Origin of the sequence: Streptacidiphilus anmyonensis, assembly GCF_000787855.1 — a bacterium.
Classification (GTDB): Bacteria; Actinomycetota; Actinomycetes; order Streptomycetales; family Streptomycetaceae; genus Streptacidiphilus; species Streptacidiphilus anmyonensis.
The window spans coordinates 4,593-27,886 of record NZ_BBPQ01000090.1 but is presented as its reverse complement, the minus strand read 5'-3'; the positions used below and the strand labels follow the sequence as shown (position 1 = coordinate 27,886).

20 protein-coding genes, 1 other RNA gene and 1 pseudogene are annotated in these 23,294 nt (G+C 72.1%); 4 read left to right on the top strand and 18 right to left on the bottom strand.

The features are described 5' to 3' along the window. Window positions 1–954 precede the first annotated feature (954 nt). The 5 genes and pseudogenes from TR50_RS50480 to TR50_RS38585 form a co-directional block, all read right to left on the bottom strand. Window positions 955–1,429: pseudogene (locus TR50_RS50480) on the bottom strand ((2Fe-2S)-binding protein); the annotation flags it as partial. 35 nt (window positions 1,430–1,464) lie between these two features. After that, the gene (locus TR50_RS38600; RefSeq protein WP_084701723.1) at window positions 1,465–2,319 is read right to left on the bottom strand and encodes an FAD binding domain-containing protein; all 855 of its coding nucleotides are present in this window, start codon (window positions 2,317–2,319) and stop codon (window positions 1,465–1,467) included. 189 nt (window positions 2,320–2,508) lie between these two features. Beyond that, the gene (locus tag TR50_RS38595; protein WP_042433798.1) at window positions 2,509–4,113 is read right to left on the bottom strand and encodes a beta-N-acetylhexosaminidase; all 1,605 of its coding nucleotides are present in this window, start codon (window positions 4,111–4,113) and stop codon (window positions 2,509–2,511) included. A gap of 137 nt (window positions 4,114–4,250) precedes the next feature. After that, complete coding sequence (locus TR50_RS38590) at window positions 4,251–4,529, bottom strand: DUF3039 domain-containing protein (protein ID WP_042433796.1); 279 nt, start codon at window positions 4,527–4,529, stop codon at window positions 4,251–4,253. A gap of 82 nt (window positions 4,530–4,611) precedes the next feature. Next, entirely contained in the window at window positions 4,612–5,190 is a 579-nt protein-coding gene (locus TR50_RS38585; RefSeq protein WP_042433794.1) for a YqgE/AlgH family protein, read from the bottom strand. Window positions 5,191–5,415: 225 nt separating this feature from the next. On the opposite strand from TR50_RS38585, the gene murA reads away from it, so the two are divergent. Further along, window positions 5,416–6,747, top strand: coding sequence for a UDP-N-acetylglucosamine 1-carboxyvinyltransferase (murA, locus tag TR50_RS38580; RefSeq protein ID WP_042433792.1), 1,332 nt, complete (start codon window positions 5,416–5,418; stop codon window positions 6,745–6,747). 79 nt (window positions 6,748–6,826) lie between these two features. Here the strand turns inward: murA and TR50_RS38575 are convergent, their stop codons facing one another. The 5 genes from TR50_RS38575 to TR50_RS38555 all read right to left on the bottom strand — a co-directional run bounded on the left by TR50_RS38575 (window position 6,827) and on the right by TR50_RS38555 (window position 13,786). Next, the gene (locus TR50_RS38575; RefSeq protein ID WP_236654768.1) at window positions 6,827–7,645 is read right to left on the bottom strand and encodes a GNAT family N-acetyltransferase; all 819 of its coding nucleotides are present in this window, start codon (window positions 7,643–7,645) and stop codon (window positions 6,827–6,829) included. 132 nt (window positions 7,646–7,777) lie between these two features. Further along, a complete protein-coding gene (locus TR50_RS38570) occupies window positions 7,778–8,059 on the bottom strand; it encodes an HU family DNA-binding protein (RefSeq protein WP_042374359.1) in 282 nt (93 codons plus the stop codon). A gap of 365 nt (window positions 8,060–8,424) precedes the next feature. Further along, the gene (locus TR50_RS38565) at window positions 8,425–9,876 is read right to left on the bottom strand and encodes an NAD-dependent malic enzyme (protein WP_042433789.1); all 1,452 of its coding nucleotides are present in this window, start codon (window positions 9,874–9,876) and stop codon (window positions 8,425–8,427) included. Window positions 9,877–10,179: 303 nt separating this feature from the next. Further along, the gene (locus TR50_RS38560) at window positions 10,180–12,441 is read right to left on the bottom strand and encodes a HelD family protein (RefSeq protein WP_042433813.1); all 2,262 of its coding nucleotides are present in this window, start codon (window positions 12,439–12,441) and stop codon (window positions 10,180–10,182) included. Window positions 12,442–12,607: 166 nt separating this feature from the next. Continuing rightward, complete coding sequence (locus tag TR50_RS38555; RefSeq protein ID WP_052441812.1) at window positions 12,608–13,786, bottom strand: winged helix DNA-binding domain-containing protein; 1,179 nt, start codon at window positions 13,784–13,786, stop codon at window positions 12,608–12,610. A gap of 87 nt (window positions 13,787–13,873) precedes the next feature. Here TR50_RS38555 and TR50_RS38550 point away from each other — a divergent pair, with 87 nt between their 5' ends. After that, window positions 13,874–15,091: an FAD-dependent oxidoreductase gene (locus tag TR50_RS38550; protein WP_042433787.1), complete on the top strand. Its 1,218-nt coding sequence runs from the start codon at window positions 13,874–13,876 to the stop codon at window positions 15,089–15,091. A 76-nt stretch (window positions 15,092–15,167) separates the two neighbouring features. After that, complete coding sequence (locus TR50_RS38545) at window positions 15,168–15,713, top strand: flavoprotein (protein ID WP_042433784.1); 546 nt, start codon at window positions 15,168–15,170, stop codon at window positions 15,711–15,713. Window positions 15,714–15,793: 80 nt separating this feature from the next. On the opposite strand, the gene ssrA is transcribed toward TR50_RS38545, so the two are convergent. From ssrA to ftsE, 5 genes are all read right to left on the bottom strand, one after another. Beyond that, window positions 15,794–16,163: a transfer-messenger RNA gene (gene ssrA, locus TR50_RS43760) on the bottom strand. A 133-nt stretch (window positions 16,164–16,296) separates the two neighbouring features. Beyond that, window positions 16,297–16,782, bottom strand: a complete 486-nt coding sequence (gene smpB / locus TR50_RS38540; protein WP_042433781.1) for an SsrA-binding protein SmpB — start codon at window positions 16,780–16,782, stop codon at window positions 16,297–16,299. 72 nt (window positions 16,783–16,854) lie between these two features. Further along, window positions 16,855–17,964 carry a S41 family peptidase gene (locus tag TR50_RS38535; RefSeq protein WP_042433778.1) on the bottom strand — a complete coding sequence of 370 codons (1,110 nt, stop codon included), beginning with the start codon at window positions 17,962–17,964 and terminating at the stop codon, window positions 16,855–16,857. 100 nt (window positions 17,965–18,064) lie between these two features. After that, the gene (ftsX, locus tag TR50_RS38530; RefSeq protein ID WP_042433775.1) at window positions 18,065–18,985 is read right to left on the bottom strand and encodes a permease-like cell division protein FtsX; all 921 of its coding nucleotides are present in this window, start codon (window positions 18,983–18,985) and stop codon (window positions 18,065–18,067) included. Between the two features lie 14 nt (window positions 18,986–18,999). Then, complete coding sequence (ftsE, locus tag TR50_RS38525) at window positions 19,000–19,689, bottom strand: cell division ATP-binding protein FtsE (protein WP_042374349.1); 690 nt, start codon at window positions 19,687–19,689, stop codon at window positions 19,000–19,002. A 219-nt stretch (window positions 19,690–19,908) separates the two neighbouring features. Between ftsE and TR50_RS38520 the strand changes: the two genes are divergently transcribed. Next, the gene (locus TR50_RS38520; RefSeq protein WP_042374348.1) at window positions 19,909–20,103 is read left to right on the top strand and encodes a hypothetical protein; all 195 of its coding nucleotides are present in this window, start codon (window positions 19,909–19,911) and stop codon (window positions 20,101–20,103) included. Between the two features lie 88 nt (window positions 20,104–20,191). Here the strand turns inward: TR50_RS38520 and TR50_RS43340 are convergent, their stop codons facing one another. The 3 genes from TR50_RS43340 to TR50_RS38505 all read right to left on the bottom strand — a co-directional run. After that, window positions 20,192–20,755 carry a hypothetical protein gene (locus tag TR50_RS43340; protein WP_052441811.1) on the bottom strand — a complete coding sequence of 188 codons (564 nt, stop codon included), beginning with the start codon at window positions 20,753–20,755 and terminating at the stop codon, window positions 20,192–20,194. 121 nt (window positions 20,756–20,876) lie between these two features. Further along, entirely contained in the window at window positions 20,877–21,989 is a 1,113-nt protein-coding gene (prfB, locus tag TR50_RS38510) for a peptide chain release factor 2 (RefSeq protein WP_042433773.1), read from the bottom strand. 78 nt (window positions 21,990–22,067) lie between these two features. Further along, window positions 22,068–23,294, bottom strand: a 1,227-nt coding sequence (locus TR50_RS38505; protein WP_500804189.1) for a DUF8189 domain-containing protein, incomplete at its 5' end; no start/stop codon positions are given.

Here is a 23,294-nt window from a genome sequence, read left to right as displayed (position 1 = left end):
CTCCCGCGAGGCGCCGCGCGGCGGCGGTGGCCCGCATGCCCGCACCGAGGCCGGCTCCGAGCCCCGCGCCCAGGCGCAGCTCGCCGGTCTGCCCTGCCTGGCCGGCCGGGCCGGCCTGCTCGGGGACGGTCGGCGTCACCTGGTCGCCGAAGGCCGGTCGCTCCTGGTGGCCGTACTCGGCCGCGTGGTCGTCCGTGGCGAACTGCGCGGTGTCGAACTGTCCCGTCGCGAACTGCCCGGTGTGGAACTGCCCGGTCTCGAACTGACCGGTCTCGAACTGGCCCGTGGCGAACTGACCGGTCTCGAACTGGCCCGTGGCGAACTGACCCGTGGCGTATTCGCCGACGTGGAACTCCCCGGTCACGTGATCGTCCGCCGCGTACTCCGCCGACGGGTGGTACTCGCCCTGCGGGGCGCCCACGACGGGGATCTCCTGGGTGCCGCCCGGCTGCTCCGTCATCAGCAGCGTGCCGACCGCCTCCCCGGCGGCCCGCCCGGACGCGGGGCCGTCGGACTGGCTCGGGAAGCGCCCGCCGAACGGACCGCCCGGATAGGGCCCCTCCCCGTACGGCTGCTGGTACGACTCGCCGTAGGTTCCGGTGGCGTACCCCTGCTGCGGGTAACTCTCCTGCTGCGGGTAGCCCGGCTCCTGCGTGCCGTAACCCGGCGCCTGGTAGTTCTCGTAGTTCTCGTAACCGCCGTGCTGCGGCGGCACGTCGACGTAGACGGGCAGCTCCGCCTCCACGTCGTAGCCCTCGTCGTCGGCCTGGTCCTCGCCCTCGTAGGCCTCGTAGTCGTAGCCGTCGACGTGCTCGGCCTGCGCCGGGACGGCGGGCCCGGCCAGCGGGACCAGCTCCTCGACCGGCGAGGTGGCCTCGATGAGGCCGTCCACCGGACCGTCGCCGAAGTAGGGCGTCGAGGCGACGTCCTCACCCGGCGACTCGTCCTCCTCCGCGCGCGCGGCGGCCACCGCCTGGACGGCCGCGAGGGCGCCCCGGTAGCCGGTGCAACGGCAGAGGTTGCCGCAGAGCGCCTGACGGGCCTCCAGCTCGCTGGGGTGGTGGTTGCGCTCCAGCAGGTCGTGCAGGGCCATCGCCAGCCCCGGCGCGCAGTAGCCGCACTGGACCGCGCCGCTCTCGGCCAGCGCCTGCTGTACGTCGGAGGGCACGCCCTCCTCGGCCAGGCCCTCGACCGTGCGGACCTCGACGCCCGCGGCGAGCGCGGCCGGCACCAGGCAGGCGGCGGACAGCTGGCCGTCCACCTGGACCGAGCAGGCGCCGCACTCGCCCTGCTCGCAACCGCCCTTCGCGCCCGCGAGGCCGAGCCGCTCACGCAGCACGTACAGCAGGCTCTCGCCGATCCACGCGTCCGCGACCGGCCGGTCCACGCCGTTGACCCGCAGCGTGTACGAGGTGCGCGGCGAGTCGTCCGCGCCGAAGCCCAGTGGGGAAGTCAGAAAGTCCGTCACGAAAGCGCCCTCCCGAGTGCGCGGCGGGCCAGTACGGACACGGTACGCCGAAGCCGTGCCGTCGTGGGCGCGGCATCCGTTCTACCAGCCGCGACCTCGGCTGCGGCGTCGGGGACGCACGCGGAGGCGACGTACTCGCCGAACGCCTGCGCCACGCCCGGGTCGACGGTACGCTCCCCGTCCCAGTCGATGCAGCCGGCCACCCACTGTTCGGCCTCCAACGGCCGCAGCGGGACGGGCGCGACGGCGCCGACCGCACAGCGCACGGCCCTGCGGGCGGGGTCCAGCACCAGCGCGACGGAGGCGACGGCGCGGGAGGGGCCGGTGCGGCCGCCGGACTTGAGGAAGACCTGGGGCGCGTGCAGCAGCGGAACTCGGACATATGCGAGCAACTCGCCCGAACGCAAGGGGTCCAAGCCGGTCAGCAGGTGACTGACCGCCACCTCCCGTCCACCTTCCGGACCCACCAGCGTCACCGTCGCTTCGAGCGCGGCCAGCACGGGCAGGGTGTCTCCGGCCGGGTGGGCGCTGACGATGTTGCCGCCGAGCGTCCCGACGTTGCGCACCTGCGGCGGACCGACGGTCGCCGCGGCCTCGGCGAGGGCGGGGATCAGCGCGGCGAAGTCCGGACGCGCCATCCGGGCGTGGGTCAGCCCCGCACCCAGGAGGGCCGCGCCGTCCTGGTACTGCCAGCCCCTGAGCTCGGTGACCCGCCCCAGCCCGAGCAGCGCCATCGGGCGCAGCAGCCCGGCGTTGACCGCACCCATCAGGTCGGTCCCGCCCGCGACCGGCACCGCGCCCGGCGACTCCGCCATGGCGCTGACGGCCTCGTCCAGCGAGGCCGGGAGCATGATCGTCTGGTTCACTCGTGTCCCACCGTGCTCGGGCCGCTCACGCCGCCACCCTCCTGGCCGTACGGTACGTGGAAACGCACCTGCTGCGCACCCTCCCGATGTGGCGTGGAAGCACAACGATTGCACACGCGCTGTGAAGGCCGCACGGGCCCCCAAACGGTACAACTGCCCGATTTGCACGGAAGGTCAGGGTTGTCCGTCCACCGGCCGGCCCAGGACGCCCGGGCGCTGCTGCCACGGACGCGGGCCGTCGGGGTGGCGGTACTCGACCCCCATCGCGTCGAGCCGCGCGTAGTGCGTGGCCATGCGGTCGGCGAAACCCTCCCAGTCGCGCGCCGCGGGATCCCGCGGCAGCTCCGACCAGGCCACCTCCGCGAACGCGGCCACTCGCGGGAACGCGTGGTAGTCCACGGACCGGGCGTCGTCCATGAACTCCGTCCACAGGTTGGCCTGAGTGCCGATCACGTGCCCTGCCGCCTCCGGCTCCTGGCGCAGCGCCGGCGGCAGCGGCTCGTAGCGGTAGACGTCCTCCAGCGTCCGCACGTAGCCGACGGGGATCGGCTCGTCCGGGCGCGCCGACTCCCGGTGGTCCAGGTACACGTGCTGCTCGGGACACATCACCACGTCATGTCCCGCCCGCGCGGCGGCGATTCCGCCCTCGTACCCGCGCCACGACGACACCGCCGCCCCGGGCGCGAGCCCGCCTTCGAGGATCTCGTCCCACCCGATCAGCCGCCGACCGCGCTCCGCCAGCCAGCGGTCGAAGTGGCGGATGAACCAGCTCTGCAGCTCGTCCTCGTCGGCGAGGCCCGACTCCTTGATCCGGGCCTGTGCGGTCGCGCTCGCGCGCCACTGCTGCTTGGGGCACTCGTCGCCGCCGAGGTGGACGAAGGCGGAGGGGAAGAGCTCCAGCACCTCGGTAAGGACGTGCTCGTAGAAGCGCAGCGTGCCGTCCTCGACGTTCAGCACGTTCGGGTTGATGCCCCAGTCGGTGAAGGTCCGCAGCGCGGTGGTGTCGACGACGTCGTGGTTGCCGAGTTCGGGGTAGGCGGCGATGGCCGCCTGCGAGTGGCCGGGGATGTCGATCTCGGGGACGACGGTGATGTGCCGGGCGGCGGCGTAGGCGACGATCTCGCGCAGGTCGTCCTGGGTGTAGTAGCCGCCGTGGGGGCGGTCGTCGCGGCGCCCGCCGTCGCGGAAGCCGACCATGGAGCGCTCGCGCCAGGAGCCGACCTCGGTGAGCCGGGGGTAGCGGCGGATCTCGACGCGCCAGCCCTGGTCATCGGTCAGGTGCAGATGCAGCACGTTGAGCTTGTGCGCGGCCATGAGGTCGACGAACCGCAGGACGTCCGCCTTGGGCAGGAAGTGCCGGGCGACGTCGAGCAGCAGGCCGCGCCAGCCGAAGCGGGGCGCGTCCTCGATGACGACGGGGGGAAGGGACCAGCTCTCCGAGGTGATCGCGCCGCGGCGGTACGCCCGCGGACCGAGCAGCTGGCGCAGCGTCTGCGCCGCCCAGAAGAGGCCGGCGGCGGTGCCGCCGGTCAGCCGGACGCCGTCGGCGTCCACGGCGAGACGGTAGCCCTCCGGGGCGAGGCTCGCGTCCAGCGCCAGGGAGACGCCGACGGGGCCGGGCAGCAGCGGCAGGCCCGTGGCCGCACCGAGCTCCGCGCGGAGCCAGGCGGCGACGGGCCCGGCGCCCGGTCCGCCCTGGAGCGCGGTGGCGGCGGTGAGTTCGTAGGCGTCCGTTCCGGCGGGCCGGGCGAGGGACAGCGGCGCGGGGATGAGGTCCATGACCTCATCCTGCCCCGCCGCCACCCCGAAGGACTAGACCATTGCACCCTCGCCGCGCGGACCGCCGCCCAGGCAGGACCCGCCGGAGGAGGACCGGCCGGAGGAGGAGCGGCCGGAGGAAGACCGGCCGACGCGGACTACTTGTCCTTGTCCTTGTCCTTGCCGCTGCTGCTCATGCCCTCCCAGATCTCCTTGCACAGGGGGCAGACCGGGTACTTCTTCGGGTCGCGGCTGGGCACCCAGACCTTGCCGCAGAGCGCGACCACGGGCGTGCCGCTCAGCGCGCTCTCCATGATCTTGTTCTTGTCGGCGTAGTGCGCGAACCGCTCGTGGTCGCCGTCGCCGTGGGAGGTCTGCGGGACCTCCTCGATCAGGGTGCCGGTACCGGTCGCGCGCTCGGGCTCAAGGGTGCTCATGCCGGCCAAGTCTAGTTCGGGCGGTTCCGGAACGGTCCAGCCCGCCGACGTGATTCCGATCGCGGCGAGGCCGGCGCCCGGGTCAGTTCAGGCTCGGGTCGTCCGCGTACGTCGCCACCAGGGCCAGCTCGCCCCGCTGGCGGCGCAGCACCGAACGCCACAGCCGCTCCGGGGCCGGGGCGGAGACGTCGCCGGGCTCGGACTCCACCACGAACCAGGCGCCCTGCGTCAGCTCGTCCTCCAGCTGGCCCGGGGCCCAGCCCGCGTAGCCGGCGAAGACCCGGAGCGCGCCGAGCTCCCCGGCCAGCAGTTCGGGCGGGGCCTCCAGGTCCACCAGGCCGATCGCCCCGTGCACCCGGCGCCAGCCCAGCACCTCCTCCTCGCCCTGCTCCCCCGGGACGACGGCCAGCGCCAGCGCGGAGTCCAGGCCGACCGGACCGCCCTGGAAGATCACCGGCGGCTCGCCCGCGAGATCGGCCCAGGTCTCCAGGACCGCGCCGACCTCGACCGGCGTCGGCCGGTTCAGCACGACGCCGAGCGAACCCTCCGCGTCGTGGTCCAGCAGCAGGACCACCGCGCGGTCGAAGTTGGGATCGGTCATGGCCGGAGAGGCCACGAGCAGACGTCCGGTGAGCGAGACGGGCACCGTCATGCCAGACATGATCCCGCACCAGGCCCGCGTACGGCATTCGAACGCGCGCGTCCGCGTGCCCTCCCGTGACCTTGCCCACAGCCGTCCACCCCGCATCCGCCGTCCGGCCAGGGGCGGAGGGTTCCCGGGGCGGAAAGGAACCATGGGCAGGACCATTACCATCTCTCAGGGTGCGTGCACCCTTGCGCACTTTTCGACCATCCGACTCCCCAGACCCCCCAGGATCGCGAGAACATGACCGACGATGTCCTGATCGTCCACGGCGGAACGCCGCTGGAGGGTGAGATCCGTGTCCGCGGCGCGAAGAACCTCGTGCCCAAGGCCATGGTGGCGGCCCTGCTGGGTCACGAGCCGAGCCGGCTGCGCAACGTTCCGGACATCCGCGACGTCAAGGTCGTGCGCGGCCTGCTGCAGCTCCACGGCGTCACCGTGCGCGCCGGCGAGGAGGAGGGCGAGCTGGTGCTCGACCCGACCTACGTCGAGCGCGCCAACGTCGCCGACATCGACGCGCACGCGGGCAGCTCCCGGATCCCGATCCTGTTCTGCGGCCCGCTGCTGCACCGCCTCGGCCACGCGTTCATCCCGGGCCTCGGCGGCTGCGACATCGGCGGCCGGCCGGTCGACTTCCACTTCGACGTGCTGCGCCAGTTCGGCGCCGTCATCGAGAAGCACCCGCAGGGCACCGAGCTGAGCGCGCCGCAGCGACTGCGCGGCTGCAAGATCGAGCTGCCCTACCCGTCGGTGGGGGCCACGGAGCAGGTGCTGCTGACGGCCGTGCTGGCGGAGGGCGTCACCGAGCTGCGCAACGCGGCCATCGAGCCGGAGATCGTCGACCTGATCTGCGTGCTGCAGAAGATGGGCGCGATCATCTCCATGGGCACCGACCGCACCATCCTCATCACCGGCGTGGACCGCCTCGGCGGCTACAACCACCGCGCCCTGCCGGACCGCCTCGAGGCGGCCTCCTGGGCCTGCGCGGCGCTGGCGACGCACGGTGACATCTACGTGCGCGGCGCGCGGCAGCTGGAGATGATGACCTTCCTCAACACCTTCCGGAAGGTCGGCGGCGCGTTCGCGGTCGACGACGAGGGCATCCGCTTCTGGCACCCGGGGGGCGAGCTCAAGGCCATCGCCCTGGAGACGGACGTCCACCCCGGCTTCCAGACCGACTGGCAGCAGCCGCTGGTCGTCGCCCTGACGCAGGCCTCCGGGCTGTCGATCGTCCACGAGACGGTCTACGAGTCCCGTCTCGGCTTCACCTCGGCGCTGAACCAGATGGGCGCGCACATCCAGCTCTACCGCGAGTGCCTCGGCGGCACGCCGTGCCGCTTCGGCCGGCGCAACTTCCTGCACTCCGCGGTCGTCTCCGGCCCGTCCAAGCTCCAGGGCGCGGAGCTGGTCATCCCGGACCTGCGCGGCGGCTTCTCCTACCTGATCGCCGCGCTCGCGGCGCAGGGCGCCTCGCACGTCCACGGCATCAACCTGATCAACCGCGGCTACGAGAACTTCATGGACAAGCTCCGGGCCCTGGGCGCCCAGATCGAGCTGCCGCAGGCGGCGGTCTGAGCCTCGCCCGTCTCGGCGTGAAAGGCGGACCGGGCAGCCCGCGACGGGCCGCCCGGTCCGCCTTTCTCTTCCCTCGTGCTCACGACTGGCGGGTGAAGACGTGCATCCGGCCCGCCGTCTCGAAGCCCCGGCGGGCGTACCACTGCCGGGGCCAGTCGTCGGCGTCGGCGAGCAGGAAGACCAGCCGCGCGTCCGCCGCCCGGTGCAGGGCCGTGGTGAGCACGGACGTGGCGTGGCCGCGGCCACGGTGGGGCACCGCGGTGACCAGGTCCTCCAGTTGGGCGATGCCGGTCGCCCGGTCCCGGTAGAGGTCGATCCAGGCCGCCGGGGAGCCGTCCTCGGCGCGTGCGGCCAGGAAGCGGACCTCGTCGGCGCCCCGCAGCCGGGCCGTGCGTCGCTCGACCAGGTGATGCCACGTCTCCTCGTCGGCGTCGGGCCAGAAGGCCCGTTCCTGCCGGAGCAGCGCCGGGCGCAGCGCGTCCAGGTCGAGCTCCTCGACGGTCGGAGCCGCCCCGGGGCGGGCGCCGCGGTGGATCATCACCACGACGGCGCCCTGCCGGTATCCGGCGGCGGTCAGGAGCGGCGCGCAGCGCTCTCCGAGCGGATCGGACAGGACGGTGACCATCCGGTGCCCCAGCCCGTCCAGCAGCGCGTCCACACGGTCGACGAGCAGCTCCGGATCGGTCGCGCCGTCCACGACCACCTGGTTGTGCTCCCAGGACCGGGCGTAGGCGGGGTCCCGCACCGCGAAGCCGCCGGGGAATTCGGTCGTCCCGGCGGCCTGACGCCGTGCGAAGCGGGCGAGGAAGGCAGCGACGTCGACGACGTCGCCGTGGCCGTGGCCGTGGCCGTGGCCGTGGCCGTCGGGCATGGTCTGGTCGCGTTCGGAGGCTGACATCCGGTCAGTCAAGCAGCACACCCGCCCCGCGCGCCCCCGAAAAACGGCACGAGCCGGTCACCCCGCTGGGCGGGGTGACCGGCTCGTGGAGACGGTGCTGGGCCCCTGGTGGTCAGGGCCCGGCGCCAGGGCTCACTTGCCCTTGGCGGCATCCTTCAGCTTCGAGCCCGCGGAGACCTTCACGCTGTAGCCGGCCGGGATCTGGATCGGGTCGCCGGTCTGCGGGTTGCGGGCGGTACGAGCGGCACGGTGGGTGCGCTCGAAGGTCAGGAAGCCGGGGATGGTGACCTTCTCGTCGCCCTTGGCCACGACGTCGCCGACGATGTCGGCGAAGGCCGCCAGGACGGCGTCGGCGTCCTTGCGGGTCACCTCGGCGCGCTCGGAGAGAGCGGCCACCAGCTCACTGCGGTTCATGTGTACTCCATTGTGGTCTGTCGCGTTGCGATCCTCGGCTGCCCCGGAGGACCGCCGCCTCGGCTGCCGAGCCGAGCCATCGAGCAGCCGGTGATGGCTGCGATGGCGTCCCGACAGGCGATGGGGTGTGCCTGAGCACGAATCCTGCCCCCACTGCCGCCGGGAAAGCGAATCCGGCACCCGCGGGAGTCACACGAACAGCGCCACGCTCCCGCGTGCGCTCATGGGACTCCCGCCGGTCACTCTAGGCGGACGTTTCCGGAAGTGTCGTAAACGACGCGCCGGGGCACACCGTATCGGTTGCGGTCCGGTGGCCCCAAACGCAGGTCAGCCCGCGATCGAGCGCTGCTCCACCCGGGTGCGGGTCAGCCGGAGACGATCGGGAAGGTCCCGGTCTCGCTCGCGCCGCTGCTCGGCGCCTGGCCGGTGCCCGCCGCGATCGCCGCGTCGCGCACCGCGGCGGCGACGGTCTTGGCCACGTCGGCGTGGAAGACGGACGGGATGATGTAGTTGGCGTTGCGCTCCTCCGCGCCCACCGTCGCGGCCAGGGCGCGCGCGGCGGCCAGCATCATCTCGGTGTTGACGGTACGGCTCTGCGCGTCCAGCAGACCGCGGAAGACGCCGGGGAAGACCAGCACGTTGTTGATCTGGTTCGGGAAGTCGCTGCGGCCCGTGGCGACCACGGCGGCGGTCTGCCGGGCCACGGCCGGGTCGACCTCCGGGTCCGGGTTGGCCAGCGCGAAGACGATCGCGTCCTCGGCCATGGCGGCGATGTCGTCGCCGTCGAGGACGTTCGGCGCGGAGACGCCGATGAAGACGTCGGCGCCGCGCACGGCCTCCTTGAGCGAGCCGGTGCGGTTGCTGCGGTTGGTGTTCTCGGCGATCCAGCGCAGCGAGTCGTTGAGGTCGTCGCGGCCGAGGTGGACCACGCCGCGCACGTCCGCGACGGTGGCGTGCCGGACGCCGGCCGCCATCAGCAGCTTCAGGATGGCGGTGCCGGCCGCGCCCGCGCCGGACATCACCACGCGGACGTCGCCGATGTGCTTGCCGACCACCTCCAGCGCGTTCATCAGCGCGGCCAGGACGACGATGGCGGTGCCGTGCTGGTCGTCGTGGAAGACGGGGATGTCGAGCGCCTCGCGCAGACGGGCCTCGATCTCGAAGCAGCGGGGCGCGGAGATGTCCTCCAGGTTGATGCCCGCGAAGCCGGGGGCGATCGCCTTGACGATGGCGACGATCTCGTCGCTGTCCTGGGTGTCCAGGCAGATCGGCCAGGCGTCGATGCCGGCGAAGCGCTTGAACAGGGCCGCCTTGCCCTCCATGACCGGCAGCGCGGCCTTGGGGCCGATGTTGCCGAGCCCGAGCACGGCGGAGCCGTCGGTGACGACGGCGACGCTGTTGCGCTTGATGGTGAGGCGGCGGGCGTCGTCGGGGTTCTCCGCGATGGCCATGCAGACCCGGGCGACGCCGGGGGTGTAGATCATCGACAGGTCGTCGCGGTTGCGGATCGGCAGCTTGCTCGACATCTCGATCTTGCCGCCGAGGTGCATCAGGAAGGTGCGGTCGGAGACCTTGCCGATGGTGATGCCCTCGATGGTGCGCAGCTTCTCGACGATCTCCTCGGCGTGGGTCACCGAGGTGGTCGCGATGGTGACGTCGATGCGCAGCGACTCCAGGCCGGAGGCGGTGACGTCGAGGCCGGTCACCGTTCCGCCGGAGGACTCCACCGAAGTGGTGATCTGGCTCACCGCGTTGCCGCGGGCCGGGACCTCCAGGCGCACCGTGATCGAGTTGGAGACACTGGGGACCGCCGTCATCGACGTTGCCTTCTTCCTGTACCGCACAACTATGGAGTCGCCTCGATGGTCGCACCTACTTGTCGGTAGGTGGAAATGCACTTCCACGGAGCGGGTCTTCCCGGGAGGGGAATGCGTTCCGGGGGACCTTTGTTACTCTGGCTGTGCGACACCGGCTCGATCCAAGCCCCCGGGCCCAACCTTCGTCCCTCAGAGGGACCACTTGCCGCGAGGCGAGCATGGCGGGTCGGTGTCGCACTGGACGGAGAATCAAGTGAGGCTCCCCACCGGACCGGTGGGGAGCCTCACTTGTCTGTGCCTGCGTCAGCCCTGCAACAGGGCCGGGACGCCCGCCGAGTCCGGCAGGTCCAACGGGCCGCTGAGCACGGTCAGCCGCTGCGTCGCGCGGGTCAGCGCCACGTAGAGGACCCGCAGTCCGGCCTCCGACTCCCCCGCGATACCCGACGGGTCAGCCACGACCGTGGCGTCGTACTCCAGGCCCTTGGCCTCCAGGCTGCCGAGCGCGACCGCGCGCTCGCCCAGGCCGGCGATCCAGGCCCGCGCCTCCTCGCGCCGGTCCATCGGCACGACGATGCCGACGGTGCCCTCGACCTCGTCCAGCAGCCGCCGGACCTCCGCCCGGGCCGCCTCGCCGAGCTCGTCCTCGGCCGCGACCGCGGCGAAGCGCGGCAGCGCGCCCGTGGAGCGCACCGCGACCGGCGGCTCCGTCCCGGGCGCGGCCTGGGCCAGGATGCGCGAGGCGACCTCGGCGATCTCGGCCGGGTTGCGGTAGTTGGTGGTCAGCGTGAACCGGCGGCGCGGCTTCCCGGCCAGCGTCTCGTCCATCGCGGCCTGCGCCTCGGCCGGGTCGATCCACGAGGACTGCGCCGGGTCGCCGACGATGGTCCAGGTCGCGTTGCGGGCCCGGCGGCCCACCATGCGCCACTGCATCGGCGTCAGGTCCTGCGCCTCGTCCACGATCACGTGCGCGTAGTCGCGGCGCTCGGCGGCCGCCGCGGCGCGCTGCTCCTGCTCCCGGCGCTGGCGGTCGCCGTAGACGGTGACCTCGTCCAGGCCGGTCAGCAGGTCCGTCGGGTCCACCTCGCGCACCCGCGGCCGGTAGGGCTCGCCCAGCAGCGTGTTCAGCTCGTCCAGCAGCGCCACGTCGGCGACGGAGACGCCGCCGCGGCCCTGCCGGTCCAGGTGCTTCCACGAGTCGGAGAGCAGCCGCAGCTCGGCGCGGCTGAACGAGCCGCGGGCGAGGCCGCCGAGGCGACGCTGGTCGGCGAGGACGGCCAGCACCCGGCGCGGGGTGACCGCGGGCCACCAGGCGTCCAGGAAGTCGAGGAAGACGTCCTCGTCCGCCACGTACTCGTCGAAGCTCTCGCGCTGCCGCTGCTGCTCCTCGCGCTCGTAGCGGTCGGCGGGCGCCGGGCGGCCGCGCAGCAGCCGCGTCCACAGCGCGTCGAGCAGCATCCGGCGGGCGCGCGGGCGCAGCAGGTTGACGGGCGTGTTGCCGCCGAGGACGGTGCGGCGCAGGTTGCGCAGCGCGTCCGCGTCCAGCCTCAGCACCTCGCCCTGGGCGACGACCCGCAGCCCGGACGGCGTGTCCGGGCCGTCGAGGCCGGCCCGGGCGGCGCGGCGCAGCAGCGGCAGCATCCGCGAGGAGCCCTTGATCCGGGCGGTCTCCGGGGTGTCGTAGCGGTCGGCGTCCTCACCGTCGAGCAGCCCGCCGATGGCGCGGATGGCCACCTGGCCCTCCTCGCCCAGCGCCGGCAGCACGCCCTCGGTGTAGGAGACGAGCAGCGGGGTCGGGCTGACCACCAGGATGCCGCCCGCGTACCGGCGGCGGTCGTGGTAGAGCAGGTAGGCGGCGCGGTGCAGGGCCACGGCGGTCTTGCCGGTGCCGGGGCCGCCGGTGACCAGCGTGGCGCCTGCGGCCTGGGCGCGGATGACCTCGTCCTGCTCCTGCTGGATGGAGGAGACGATGTCGCGCATGGAGTGGCCGCGGGCCCGGCCGAGCGTCGCCATCAGCGCGCCGTCGCCGACGACGGCGAGCGGCTGCCCGTCGAGGCGCGCCTCCAGGTCGGGGCGGAGCAGGTCGTCCTCGACGCCCAGCACCTTGCGGCCGCGCGAGCGGATGACGCGGCGGCGCACCACCCGTCCCGGCTGGCGGGGGGTGGCCCGGTAGAACGGCGCGGCGGCGGGCGCGCGCCAGTCGATGACCAGCGGCCCGTACTCGGCGTCCAGCACGCCCATCCGGCCGACGTGCAGGGTCTCGGCGATCTCCGGGTCCGCCGGGTCGAGCGGGGTCTGCGAGGGGAAGCCGTCCTCCTCCGGGCGGTCCGGCTGCTGCAGGTCGATCCGGCCGAAGAGGAAGTCCTCGAACTCGTTCGTCAGCCGCTGGAGGTGCCGTCCCGCCTGGTAGACCTGCGCGTCGCGCTCGGCCAGCGCGCCCGGCGTACCGGCCATGAACTTGCGGTTGGCGTCGTCGAGCAGGAACTCCGCCTCGGCGAGCTTCTCGCCGAGGCGCCGGTAGACCGTGTCGAGATGTGCCTGCTCGACCGCGATCTCCCTGGCGAGCAGGGTCGCGTGGTCGGTCGGCGTCCGGTCGGCTCTGTGGTCGCTCGAGCGGGCTGACTCCGCGGACGGGCGGGTGGGCGAGGCCAAGAGTTCCCCTCGGGTCCATCGTGGGCTGGTGCGGTCCCCTTCCGGAAAAGGGAACTGTTGATCCTACGCCCTGTACCCCGTCTCAGTGGAGGTGCACCTCGGCTGCGGACGCCTCCGGCGCGAGGAAAGTCAGCAGGTCGGCGGCCTCGGCCTCGATCTCGGCCCGCACCCTCGCGGGCAGCTCGGCGGACGCCGCCCCGGAGCCGAGCGAGCGGGATCCGCCCGGGCGGGAGCGGTGCGGGAGCAGCTCGACGTCCAGGACCGCCGGGTCGCCCTTGCGCCTGCGCTTGGCGAGGGACCAGACGCCGGCGACGCGGCCGTCGACGAGCAGCGCGGGCCGGTAGCCGTTGTTGTTGGCCGACAGCCACAGCCTGGCCTCGTCGTCCAGGACCCTGGCCCGGTTCTCATGTCCGATCAGCACGTTGTCGTAGTCCGGCAGGAACCGCGGCGGGGCGGGCGTCTCCGGGTCCGGCCGGGGCGCGTCGGGCAGGTCGAACAGCTCGCGGCCGGTCGTCGCGTCGGCGAAGACCGCCAGGCGCGGCCGCAGCCGTTCGAAGACCTCCCCGAGCCGGGTCACCCCGCACCAGCTCTGCATGTCCTGGACGCTGGCCGGCCCGAACGCGGCGAGGTAGCGCGCCACCAGAGCCTCGACTGCGGCCGCGTCGGGTGTGCGCTGCCGGCGGCCGAGCCATGCCTCGACGGTGGTCAGCGTCGGCGCCTGGCTGCGGCCCCACTCCCCGCGCGGGGTCACCTGCACCAGCGAGAGCTTGTACCGGACGGCGGTGCTCAGCGCGCTGGGGTCGCACCCGGGGAACCGCTCGGCCAGCGCCTTTCCGAGGGCGGCGGTGGTCAGCGGCGTCTCCTCCAGCAGCGCGCGTCCCACCGCCCACAGCTCCCGCGGCTCGATCCCGTCGAGCTGCCGGCGGAAGACGACCCGCTCCCCGAACGGCGTCGCCTCGTGCACGCCCTGGCAGAAGGCGCGCAGCAGCAGCGCGTCGTCGACGTCGTGGAGGTGGATCGTCCCGCGCAGCGTCGACAGCCGGACGGTCTCCCGCCCGGCGAGGAGGGCCGACGCCTCGGCCGGTTCGAAGCCGACGAGGCGTGACCACAGGGCCGTGTAGGGGTTGAGCGGGATCTGCGACTGCAGGCCGACGAGATGCCGCACGACGTCCAGCGCCGGGCGCCCCTCTCGGGCCAGCAGGAACTGACGTGCCATCAAGGCCCGGTTGAGGGCGCGATCGTCGAGCTTTCGGGTCGCCACGCCTCCCACCCTACGAGCCGGCCCACCCGGCGCTACTCGCCACGCCAGTAGTTGACAAGAAACTAGTTTCAGTGAGACTATCGACCCATGGACACCAAGACTGGCAAGGTTCGCTCCGCACTGGTCGTCGGCGGCGGTATCGCCGGCCCCGTCACCGCGATGGCCCTGGAGCAGGCGGGCATCAAGGCGACGATCTTCGAGGCTTACGACGGTCCGGCCGAGAACGTCGGCGGCGGCATGGGCCTGTCCCCCAACGGCGTCCAGGCCCTCGACGCCATCGGCGTCGGCGACGCGGTCCGCGCCGTCAGCACGCCCACCGAGGGCCTGATCCTGCACAGCTGGAACGGCAAGACGCTGGCGCGCTTCGGCACGCTGCCCGGCATCGACCCGACCCGCTTCGTGATGCGCGCCGAACTCTTCGGCGCGCTGCGCCGGGCCGCCGAGGAGCGCGGCATCGAGACCGTCTACGGCAAGCGCATCGTCGACGCGACCGAGGACGCCGACGGCGTCACCGCCCGGTTCGAGGACGGCACCACCGCGACCGCCGACGTGCTGATCGGCGCCGACGGCCTGCGCTCCACGGTCCGCCGCCTGATCGACCCGGCCGCCCCGGCGCCGCAGTTCGCCGGCACCGCCGGCTTCGGCGCCATGGTCCACGTCGACGACGTCCCGCCCACCGAGGGCTGGATGCACATGACCTTCGGCAAGCGCTGCTTCTTCGCCTGGCAGGTCTTCCCGGACGGGACCGGCATCTGGTTCATCAACCTCCCGGTCCCGCAGCCGCTCTCGGTCAACCAGCAGCGCGAGCGCGGCGCCGCGTACTGGCTCGACCACCTGCGGCAGCTCTGCGCGGACGACAACACCCCGGCCGCCCGGATGCTCGCCGCCACCGAGCCGGAGACGATGCTCTTCGCCGGCAGCGCCGAGAACATGCCCCTCCCGACCAAGACCAGCCGGGTCGCCTGGAGCCGCGGCCGCCTGGTCCTCACCGGCGACGCCGCGCACGCGCCCTCCTCCAGCTCGGGCCAGGGCGCCTCGCTGGCCGCGGAGAGCGCCGTCGAGCTCGCCCGCTGCCTGCGGGACCTGCCGCTGCCCCAGGCCCTCGCCCGCTACGAGGAGCTGCGCCGACCGCGGGTGGAGCGGATCATCAAGGAGACCGCCCGCACCAACTCGCGCAAGGCCGCGGGCCCGGTCGCGCGGGTGATCCGGGACGCGCTGCTGCCGACGATGTTCAAGCTGGCCAAGCCCGAAAGCCGTGCCTGGCAGTTCCGTTACCCGATCGACTTCGACGCCCCCGTGGCCTGACCGGTCGCCTCGTCAACGGCCTGGGCGGGCCCGATCCGCTTGCACGATGCACCCGATCCCCTGTTGGGTAAGGGCCATGACAGGCGACCAACCCGTCCTCTATCTCTTCGGTACCGGCGCGCAACCCGTGCTCACCATCACCTCGGCCGTCGAGCAGGCCCAGGCCGACGGCTGGCGGGTGTGCCTCGGGCTCACCCCGACCGCCGCCGGGTGGCTGCACCCGTACCTCGCGGGCCTGGAGGCCTTGACCGGCGCGCCCGTCCGGGCGCACTACAAGCTTCCGGGCCAGGAGGACGTCTGGCCCACCGCCGACGTGGTGCTCCTCGCGCCGGCCAGCTTCAACACGGTCAACCGATGGGCGCTCGGCCTGACCGACACCTTCGTCGTCGGCTACGCGGCCGAGGCCCTCGGCCGCGGCATCCCCACCGTCGCCCTCCCGTGCGTCAACTCCGCGCTCGCCGCCCACCCGCAGTACGCCCGCTCCCTGGAGACGCTGCACGCCGCCGGCGCCCGCGTCATCACGCCGGAGACCATGACCGCCCCGGGCCTGGACGACACCCCCGGCTTCGACTGGCCCCTCGCCCTCCGCGAAGCCCGCCTCGCGCTGACCCGAGAGGTCTGAAACACAGAAAAGCCGCCCGGGAGACCGGGCGGCTTTTCCTGCACATGGGCTGCATCGTTCGAGTCGTCGAAAGATGCGTGGTGTGGAGGTGGCGGGAATCGAACCCGCGTCCTGTGGTGCGGAACCAGAGCTTCTCCGAGCGCAGTCTGCTGTGCTTTTCTCAGCCCCGGGAGTCACGCAGACAAGCTCCCGACGGGCTCAGCCACTGTTAGATTTTCCGCACGGCCCCGTGACCGGGTCGAACGGTAGAGTCCCCTTGATTAGGCCAGGATCCGGGACGGGGACGCGCCCGGTCTGACCACTTCGCTACTCGCTCAGGCGGCGAGCGCGAAGTTATCGCGCTTAGAGTTGGCGATTATTTTTTTGCGGCCCGTGGTTAACGAGATCATTGCCGCGTTCCTCGGCTCGCTTCCTCTGCCTCGACAGCCCCAGTCGAAACCGATCACCCCCATGTGGGTGTGCTCTTCAGTTGTCAAGACCTCTTCGAGGCCGCTCCGGGGCGGTGGGGACCACCCTGAGCAGGCTCCATGGTACGGCTACCGCCACACCACGGTCCAGTTCATTAGGCCGTGCCTCCCCGCGCCTACCCCTGGCGGCGTCGGGCGGCCGACAACGCGCGGTCGGTCTCGCGGCGGTCCTGCTTCTCCCGCAGCGTCTGCCGCTTGTCGTGCAGCTTCTTGCCCTGGGCCACGGCGAGGTTGATCTTCGCCCGGCCGTCCTTGAAGTAGATGGAGAGCGGGACCAGGGTGAAGCCCGTCTCCTTCATCTTCTGCTCCAGCTTGTCGATCTCGTACCTGTGCAGCAGCAGCTTGCGCTTGCGACGGGCCGCGTGGTTGGTCCACGTGCCCTGCGCGTACTCCATGATGTGCACGTTGTGCAGCCAGACCTCGCCGCCGCTCACCTCGGCGAAGCCGTCGACGAGGGAGGCCCGCCCCTGGCGCAGGGACTTCACCTCGGTGCCCATGAGGACCATGCCGCACTCGTACTCGTCGATGATGTTGTAGTCGTGCCGCGCCTTCTTGTTGGAGGCGATGAGCTTGTTGCGCGGGTCGTCTTTCTTCTTCGCCATAGTGCCGGACATTCTCGCACTTCGGCCGACCCTTCGGCACGGCCATATCCCCGAGGCCGGTCCCGGCGGGCGCTACGGCCCGTTCTCGCCGGCGAGATCGTTCAGCACGGTCAGCGCGGTGACCTCGGCGGCCTGCGGGCTCGCGCTCGGCGGCAGCGCGACATCCGGCTGGATGCCCTGTCCCTCGGGCGAGACGCCGGAGGGGGTGAGGTAGTGGCCGACGGTGTGCTCCTGGACCACGCCGTCCGTCAGCGTCTGCGGCTCCTGCACCGCGCCCTTGCCGAACGTCGGCTGCCCCACGACCACCGCGCGCCCGCGGTCCCGGAGCGCGCCGGTGACGAGTTCCGCCGCGCTCATGGTGCCGCCGTCGACGAGAACCACCAGCGGCGTCGTGGTGTCGCCGCCCGCCGCGGCCGTCAGCGTCTGCTCCGGGCCGCCGCCGGCCGGCTGGTAGCGGGCCACCGGGCCGCCGTCGAGGAAGACGGAGGCGGTGGCGACCGCCTCGGCGACCAGGCCGCCGGAGTTGCCGCGCAGGTCGAGCAGGATGCCGCGGCCACCGCCCGCCGTGTGCAGCCGCGCCTGGTGAACGGCGGCCTGCACCTGCTCCGAGGCGCCGACGGTGAAGGCGTCCATGCTGATCCGCGTCACCCCGGCCTCGGGATGGTCGACGCGCACGTCGTCCTCGTCCAGCACCGCCCGGCGCAGCTCCACCGTCCAGTCGCGGGTGCCGCGTTGGAGCAGCAGGGTCACCGCCGAGCCGACCTGTCCGCCCGCGCCGCCGCGCAGCAGCGCCACGACCTGGGTGACCGGGCGGCCGCCGACCTCGGTGCCGTCGACGGCGGTCAGCCGGTCCCCGGCCTGAAGGCGGGCGAGGGCGGCGGGGCTGTCGGGCAGGGTCCGGGTGACCGTGACGACGCCCTGCGGCGAGCGCGCCAACCACAGCCCGACGCCGACGTAGTGGCCGTCGAGCTCCTCGCTGTAGGCAGCGAACTGCTGGGCGGTGTAGTCGGCCGTCCAGCGGTCGCGGACCGCGTCGCCGTGGCCCCCGGCGCGCGGAGCGGCGGTGGTGACGGTGCCACCCTCGGTGCCCCAGGCGCCCGTTCCGGCGCCGACCGCGCAGACCGCCGCGAACACCAGCGCCAGCGCCAGCTGGAGGCGGATGACGGGGCGCGATGGTGACATGGCAGAACAGTCTAGAGCCGACAGCCCGTCACACCAGCCCCCATCCGACGAAAAGCCCCGGAAGCAGTACTGCTTCCGGGGCTTTGACCTTTTCGGATCGTCAGACCTTCAGGTACTTCTGGAGGGTCAGCACGGCCGCCAACGAGGACATGCCGACACCGATGACCACCAGCAACGGCATCACCTGGATCACCGGTCCCCAGCCGATGAAGCTGATCAGCGTGATCTGCTTCCTCAGCACCATGTCGATCAGCACGAACTTGCCGACGGCGATCATGCCGGAGGCCAGCACCGCGCCCACGACGGCGGCGAAGGCCGCCTCCGCGATGAACGGCATCTGCACATAGAAGTTGGACGCGCCGACCAGTCGCATGATGCCCGTCTCGCGCTTGCGGCTGAACGCCGAGACGCGGACGGTGTTGACGATCAGCAGCAGCGTCACGCCGAACATGATCACCATGATGGCCAGGGCCACCCACTGAGCCGTGTTCATGAGGTTGAACAGCGGCTTCAGCACGGCGCTCTGGTCGTCGACCTTGGCCACGCCCGGCTGCCCTTCGACCTGGCTGGCCACCTCCTGGTACAGCGAGGGGTTGGTCAGCTTGACCCGGAGCGAGTTGTTGAAGGAGTCCGGGGTGACGTACGGAGCAAGCGGCGAGTCGGGGAACTGCTTCTTGAAGTTGACGACCGCCTGCGCCGGCGTCTCCGTGTAGACCTTCTGCACCAGCGGGTTCTTGTCCAGCTGGCCGTGCACCGCGTCGATCTGCGCCTGGGTGGCCTCACCCGAGGCGCAGTTGGGGGTGTCGTTGGTGTTCTTCTGGTCGGTCTTGTTGCAGAAGTAGATCGACACCTCGACCTTGTCGCCCCAGTAACCCTTCATCTGGTTGACCTGGGAGTTCAGCAACATGGCCGCACCGACCAGGGAGAGCGACAGGGCGACGCTCACGATCACGGCGATGGTCATCGTCAGATTGCGTCGGAGACCGATCCAGATCTCCGCCATGACGAATTGGGCTCGCATTGATGTGTCCTAACTCAGTGCTGGTAGCCGTAGACGCCGCGGGACTGGTCGCGGACCAGGTGACCCTGGTCCAACTCGATGACGCGCTTGCGCATCTGGTCGACGATGGCCTGGTCGTGGGTGGCCATCAACACCGTGGTGCCGGTCCGGTTGATCCGGTCCAGCAGCTTCATGATGCCGACGGAGTTCTGCGGGTCGAGGTTACCGGTGGGCTCGTCCGCGATCAGGAGCATCGGGCGGTTGACGAACGCGCGGGCGATGGCCACACGCTGCTGCTCACCACCGGACAGCTCTCCCGGCATGCGGTCCTGCTTGCCGGCGAGGCCGACCAGCTCGAGCACCTCGGGCACCACCTTCTTGATGGTCCCGCGGGGCTTGCCGATCACCTCCAGCGCGAAGGCCACGTTCTGGCCGACGGTCTTGTTGGGCAGCAGGCGGAAGTCCTGGAAGACCGTCCCCAGCTGGCGGCGCATGTGCGGCACCTTCCAGTTGGAGAGCTTGGCCAGGTCCTTGCCGAGGACGTGGACCTCGCCCGTGCTCGGGCGCTCCTCGCGGAGGATCAGGCGTAGGAACGTCGACTTGCCGGAGCCGGAGGATCCGACCAGGAAGACGAACTCACCCTTCTCGATCTCCAGCGAGACGTTGTCCAGCGCCGGACGGTTCTGCTTGGGATAGGTCTTGGAGACGTTGTCGAATCTGATCACGGCTGCATCACGGTGGGCCAGTGTAGGCGGACAGGAATGGGGCGACCTTACGCGAACCCGATGTGAGCCCGCAGGTTCCGCCTTGGAATCGTGGGGGAGTTCACGGACAGTAGCGGACAAACCATGACAAGGGGCAGCCGGATCGCGCGTGACGTGGCACAGTGGAGGGAACCCACAGTGTTGGGTTCTGCGTTGTGCACATCAGAGGAGGAGATCGCGATGACGCTCGACCGCCTGGTGTGCGCCAACTGCTCGGGTCCCGTGAGCGAGGGGCGCTGCCCCACGTGCCGGGCCAGCCGGGCGCGCATGATGCAGCAGCAGGGGTTCTTCGCTTCCCTGTCCCCCGCGACCCTGATCGCGCTGCTCGCAGCGCTGATCGCGTGCGTGGTGATAGCCCGGCACGCTTTCGCCTGAGCCGCACCCGCCCGACGCACGAAGGGGCCGGGACCGATCGATGATCGGTCCCGGCCCTTTGCTGTCACCCAGCGTGACTCGGTGCGACTCAGTGCTTACGGGCGCTCGCGGCGCGCGGTCCGAAGCGGAAGACGGCGCCGCCGAGGACGAAGGTGAAGCCGCCCGCGAGGATCATCGGGGTCTTGTCGGAGCTCCCGGTCTCGGCGAGCTGCGTCCGCCCCGGGGCCTGCGTCATGCTGCCTCCCGTGCCGCCGCCGCTCGCGCCCCCCGCGCTGCTCGGCGAGGCCGAGACGGAGGCGCTCGCACCGGACGAGGCCGTCGTCGAGGTCGACGGCGTGGACGAGGCGGTGCTGCTCGACCCGCCCGAGGGCGTGGCGGTCGAGGAGCCGCCGCCGTCGGCGCCACCGTTGCCGTTGTCCCCGCCGTTGCCGTTGCCGCCGCCGTTGCCGTCGCCGCCACCGAGCAGGCCGACGCTCACACTGACGTCCGGGGTGCCGGTGGCGTACGCGGTGCCCGGGACCGTCGTCGAGTCGTTCGGTCCGTCGACGATGCTGGCGCTGGCCACTCCGGTGATCGTCAGACCGGCGCCGACCAGCGCCAGCGAGGCTCCAGCGATGCGTATGCCGCTCGTTCTGCGGTGTCCGCGTGCCACACCCGCCCCTTCCGTTCTGTCCCCCACTCAGGTTTCGGGCGTCAGCATGGTGCGACGAGGGCCCGGTGGTCAACTTGCGACCACCGGGCCCTCACTGATGCTACGAAGCGTTCACAACCGCTTACGCGTCCGCCTTCTCCTGGTTCTTGCGCCAACGAATTCCGGCCTCGATGAATCCGTCGAGGTCGCCGTCCAGCACCGCCTGAGGGTTGCTCACCTCGTGCTCCGTACGCAGGTCCTTGACCATCTGGTACGGGTGCAGCACGTAGGAGCGCATCTGGTTGCCCCAGGAGCTGCCGCCGTCCTTGAGCGCGTCCATCGCGGCGCGCTCCTCCTGGCGGCGGCGCTCCAGCAGCTTGGCCTGGAGGACGTTCATCGCCGATGCCTTGTTCTGGATCTGCGAGCGCTCGTTCTGGCAGGAGACGACGATGCCGGTCGGCAGGTGGGTGATGCGCACCGCCGAGTCGGTCGTGTTGACGCCCTGTCCGCCGGGGCCGGAGGAGCGGTACACGTCGACGCGCAGCTCCTTCTCGTCGATGTCCACGTGGTCGCTGGACTCGACGACCGGCAGCACCTCGACGCCGGCGAAGGACGTCTGGCGACGGCCCTGGTTGTCGAACGGCGAGATGCGCACCAGACGGTGCGTGCCCTGCTCGACGGAGAGGGTGCCGTAGGCGTAGGGGGCCTTCACGGCGAAGGTCGCGGACTTGATGCCGGCCTCCTCCGCGTAGGAGGTGTCGTAGACCTCGGTCGGGTAGCCGTGGCGCTCGGCCCAGCGCAGGTACATGCGCATCAGCTGCTCGGCGAAGTCGGCGGCGTCGATGCCGCCCGCCTCGGCGCGGATGTTGACCAGCGCCTCGCGGGAGTCGTACTCGCCGGAGAGGAGGGTGCGGACCTCCATCTCCTGCACGGACTTGCGCACCGACTCCAGCTCGGCCTCCGCCTCGGTCCGGGCGTCGGCATCGCCCTCCGCCTCGGCCAGCTCGAACAGGACCCCGAGATCGTCGATCCGGCCGTGCAGGGACTGGATCTTGCGCAGCTCGCCCTGGAGGTAGGAGAGCCGGGAGGTGACCTTCTGGGCGCTGTCGACGTCGTCCCACAGATCGGGTGCGGCGGCCTGCTCCTCGAAGACCGCGATGTCGGACCGGAGCCTGTCCAGGTCGACGACTGCCTCGATCGACTGCATGGTCGACTCGAGCGACTTGAGCTCTTCGGAAGGATCAATGGCTGCCACACGCCAAGGGTAATGCAGACCGGAACCCGTCAGGGGCGCGGGGAAGTCCGCGGCCCGGCCAGGCCTTCCGGCCCGGCGCTACTTCCCGTGCGTGTACTGCAGGCCGCCCGACGGCGTGACGCGGAAGAGCGTGATGCCGCCGCCGTCCGTGTAGGCGGCCGGGGCGTAGGAGGAGGCGGGCCCGGAGGGCAGCGTGCCCTCGATCCAGGTCACGCCGGAGGCGCTGGCCGCGTAGGCGGGGCCGGTGGAGAAGACGTAGGTCTCGCCCGTGCCGAGCTGGACCGCCTCGGGGCGGGCCTGGCCGGTGACCCCGCTCACCGGGTGGTAGGTGTGCCAGAGGCCGTCCGCGAGCTGGGTGTGCTGGACCGTTCCCGCCGAGGCGGCGACGAAGGCGTCCACCCTGCCGCCGTTCCCGGCGGCCAGCGAGGGGTCGCCTGCCACCTGGCCCACCGTCGACACCGCGGCCCAGGCCGTCCACGCGCCGCCGACGTAGGACGTGGTCGCGAGGTCGCCGCCGATCCGGGCGACGAGGTCGACGCGGTCGCCGGTGGCGGCCGCGGCCGGCGGGGAGTCGACGCGGGTGTGGCCGTCCAGCTGGCTCCAGGGGGTCCACGTGCCGCCGCTGTAGTCGCGCTGGTAGATCAGGCCGTCGGTGCCGGTGGCGAAGAGCCGCAGCACGCCGCCGGGGAGCACGACGGGCGCGGGTTCGCCGCTGACGTGTATCCCGGTGAGCTTGCCCCACGGACCGAACGAGCCGCCGGTCCGCGTCAGGTAGCGGATCGCCCCGGTCGCGTCCGTGCCGAAGACGTAGGCCGTGCCGTCCATCCGGACCGCGCGGACGCCGCTGACCAGCGGCGCGGGAACGGCGGGGGCGTCGGTCCAGGCCGCCCAGACCGGCAGGTGCGCGGCGCCCGACGGCGGGACGGAGTCCGTCGCGCCCGCGACCGGCGCCTTCGGCAGGCCGGCGGCACGGGTGGTCGAGGCGGTGGGCCACACGGCGTCGCCGGGGTCGCCGTGGTGGTGGCCGGTCGATCCGGAACCGGAGCCGGAGAAGGCGGCGTAGCCGCCGACGCAGACGACGGCGAGCACGGCCGCGGCCGCGCCGGCCAGGACGAGCCGCCTGCGGCGGGCCACGGCGCCGCCCGCTCCGCTGCGTTGCGCGCCCGCCGGTGAGCCGGTGCGTCGTCCCGCCGCGGCCGCGCGCTGGGCGCGGGACGCCTCGGCGAGGCCGGTCAGCTCCTCGGGGCGGGGACGGCGCAGGTTGGTGTGGGTCTCCCGGCTGGAGTCGGGCGCGCTGCCCGGGAC

Coding starts and splice junctions, on each gene's coding strand:
- TR50_RS38600 (WP_084701723.1), bottom strand. CDS start 2,319: ATGCTCCCGGCCTCGCTGGACGAGGCCGTCAGCGCCATGGCGGAGTCG.
- TR50_RS38595 (WP_042433798.1), bottom strand. CDS start 4,113: ATGGACCTCATCCCCGCGCCGCTGTCCCTCGCCCGGCCCGCCGGAACG.
- TR50_RS38590 (WP_042433796.1), bottom strand. CDS start 4,529: ATGAGCACCCTTGAGCCCGAGCGCGCGACCGGTACCGGCACCCTGATC.
- TR50_RS38585 (WP_042433794.1), bottom strand. CDS start 5,190: ATGTCTGGCATGACGGTGCCCGTCTCGCTCACCGGACGTCTGCTCGTG.
- murA (WP_042433792.1), top strand. CDS start 5,416: ATGACCGACGATGTCCTGATCGTCCACGGCGGAACGCCGCTGGAGGGT.
- TR50_RS38575 (WP_236654768.1), bottom strand. CDS start 7,645: ATGTCAGCCTCCGAACGCGACCAGACCATGCCCGACGGCCACGGCCAC.
- TR50_RS38570 (WP_042374359.1), bottom strand. CDS start 8,059: ATGAACCGCAGTGAGCTGGTGGCCGCTCTCTCCGAGCGCGCCGAGGTG.
- TR50_RS38565 (WP_042433789.1), bottom strand. CDS start 9,876: ATGACGGCGGTCCCCAGTGTCTCCAACTCGATCACGGTGCGCCTGGAG.
- TR50_RS38550 (WP_042433787.1), top strand. CDS start 13,874: ATGGACACCAAGACTGGCAAGGTTCGCTCCGCACTGGTCGTCGGCGGC.
- TR50_RS38545 (WP_042433784.1), top strand. CDS start 15,168: ATGACAGGCGACCAACCCGTCCTCTATCTCTTCGGTACCGGCGCGCAA.
- smpB (WP_042433781.1), bottom strand. CDS start 16,782: ATGGCGAAGAAGAAAGACGACCCGCGCAACAAGCTCATCGCCTCCAAC.
- TR50_RS38535 (WP_042433778.1), bottom strand. CDS start 17,964: ATGTCACCATCGCGCCCCGTCATCCGCCTCCAGCTGGCGCTGGCGCTG.
- ftsX (WP_042433775.1), bottom strand. CDS start 18,985: ATGCGAGCCCAATTCGTCATGGCGGAGATCTGGATCGGTCTCCGACGC.
- TR50_RS38520 (WP_042374348.1), top strand. CDS start 19,909: ATGACGCTCGACCGCCTGGTGTGCGCCAACTGCTCGGGTCCCGTGAGC.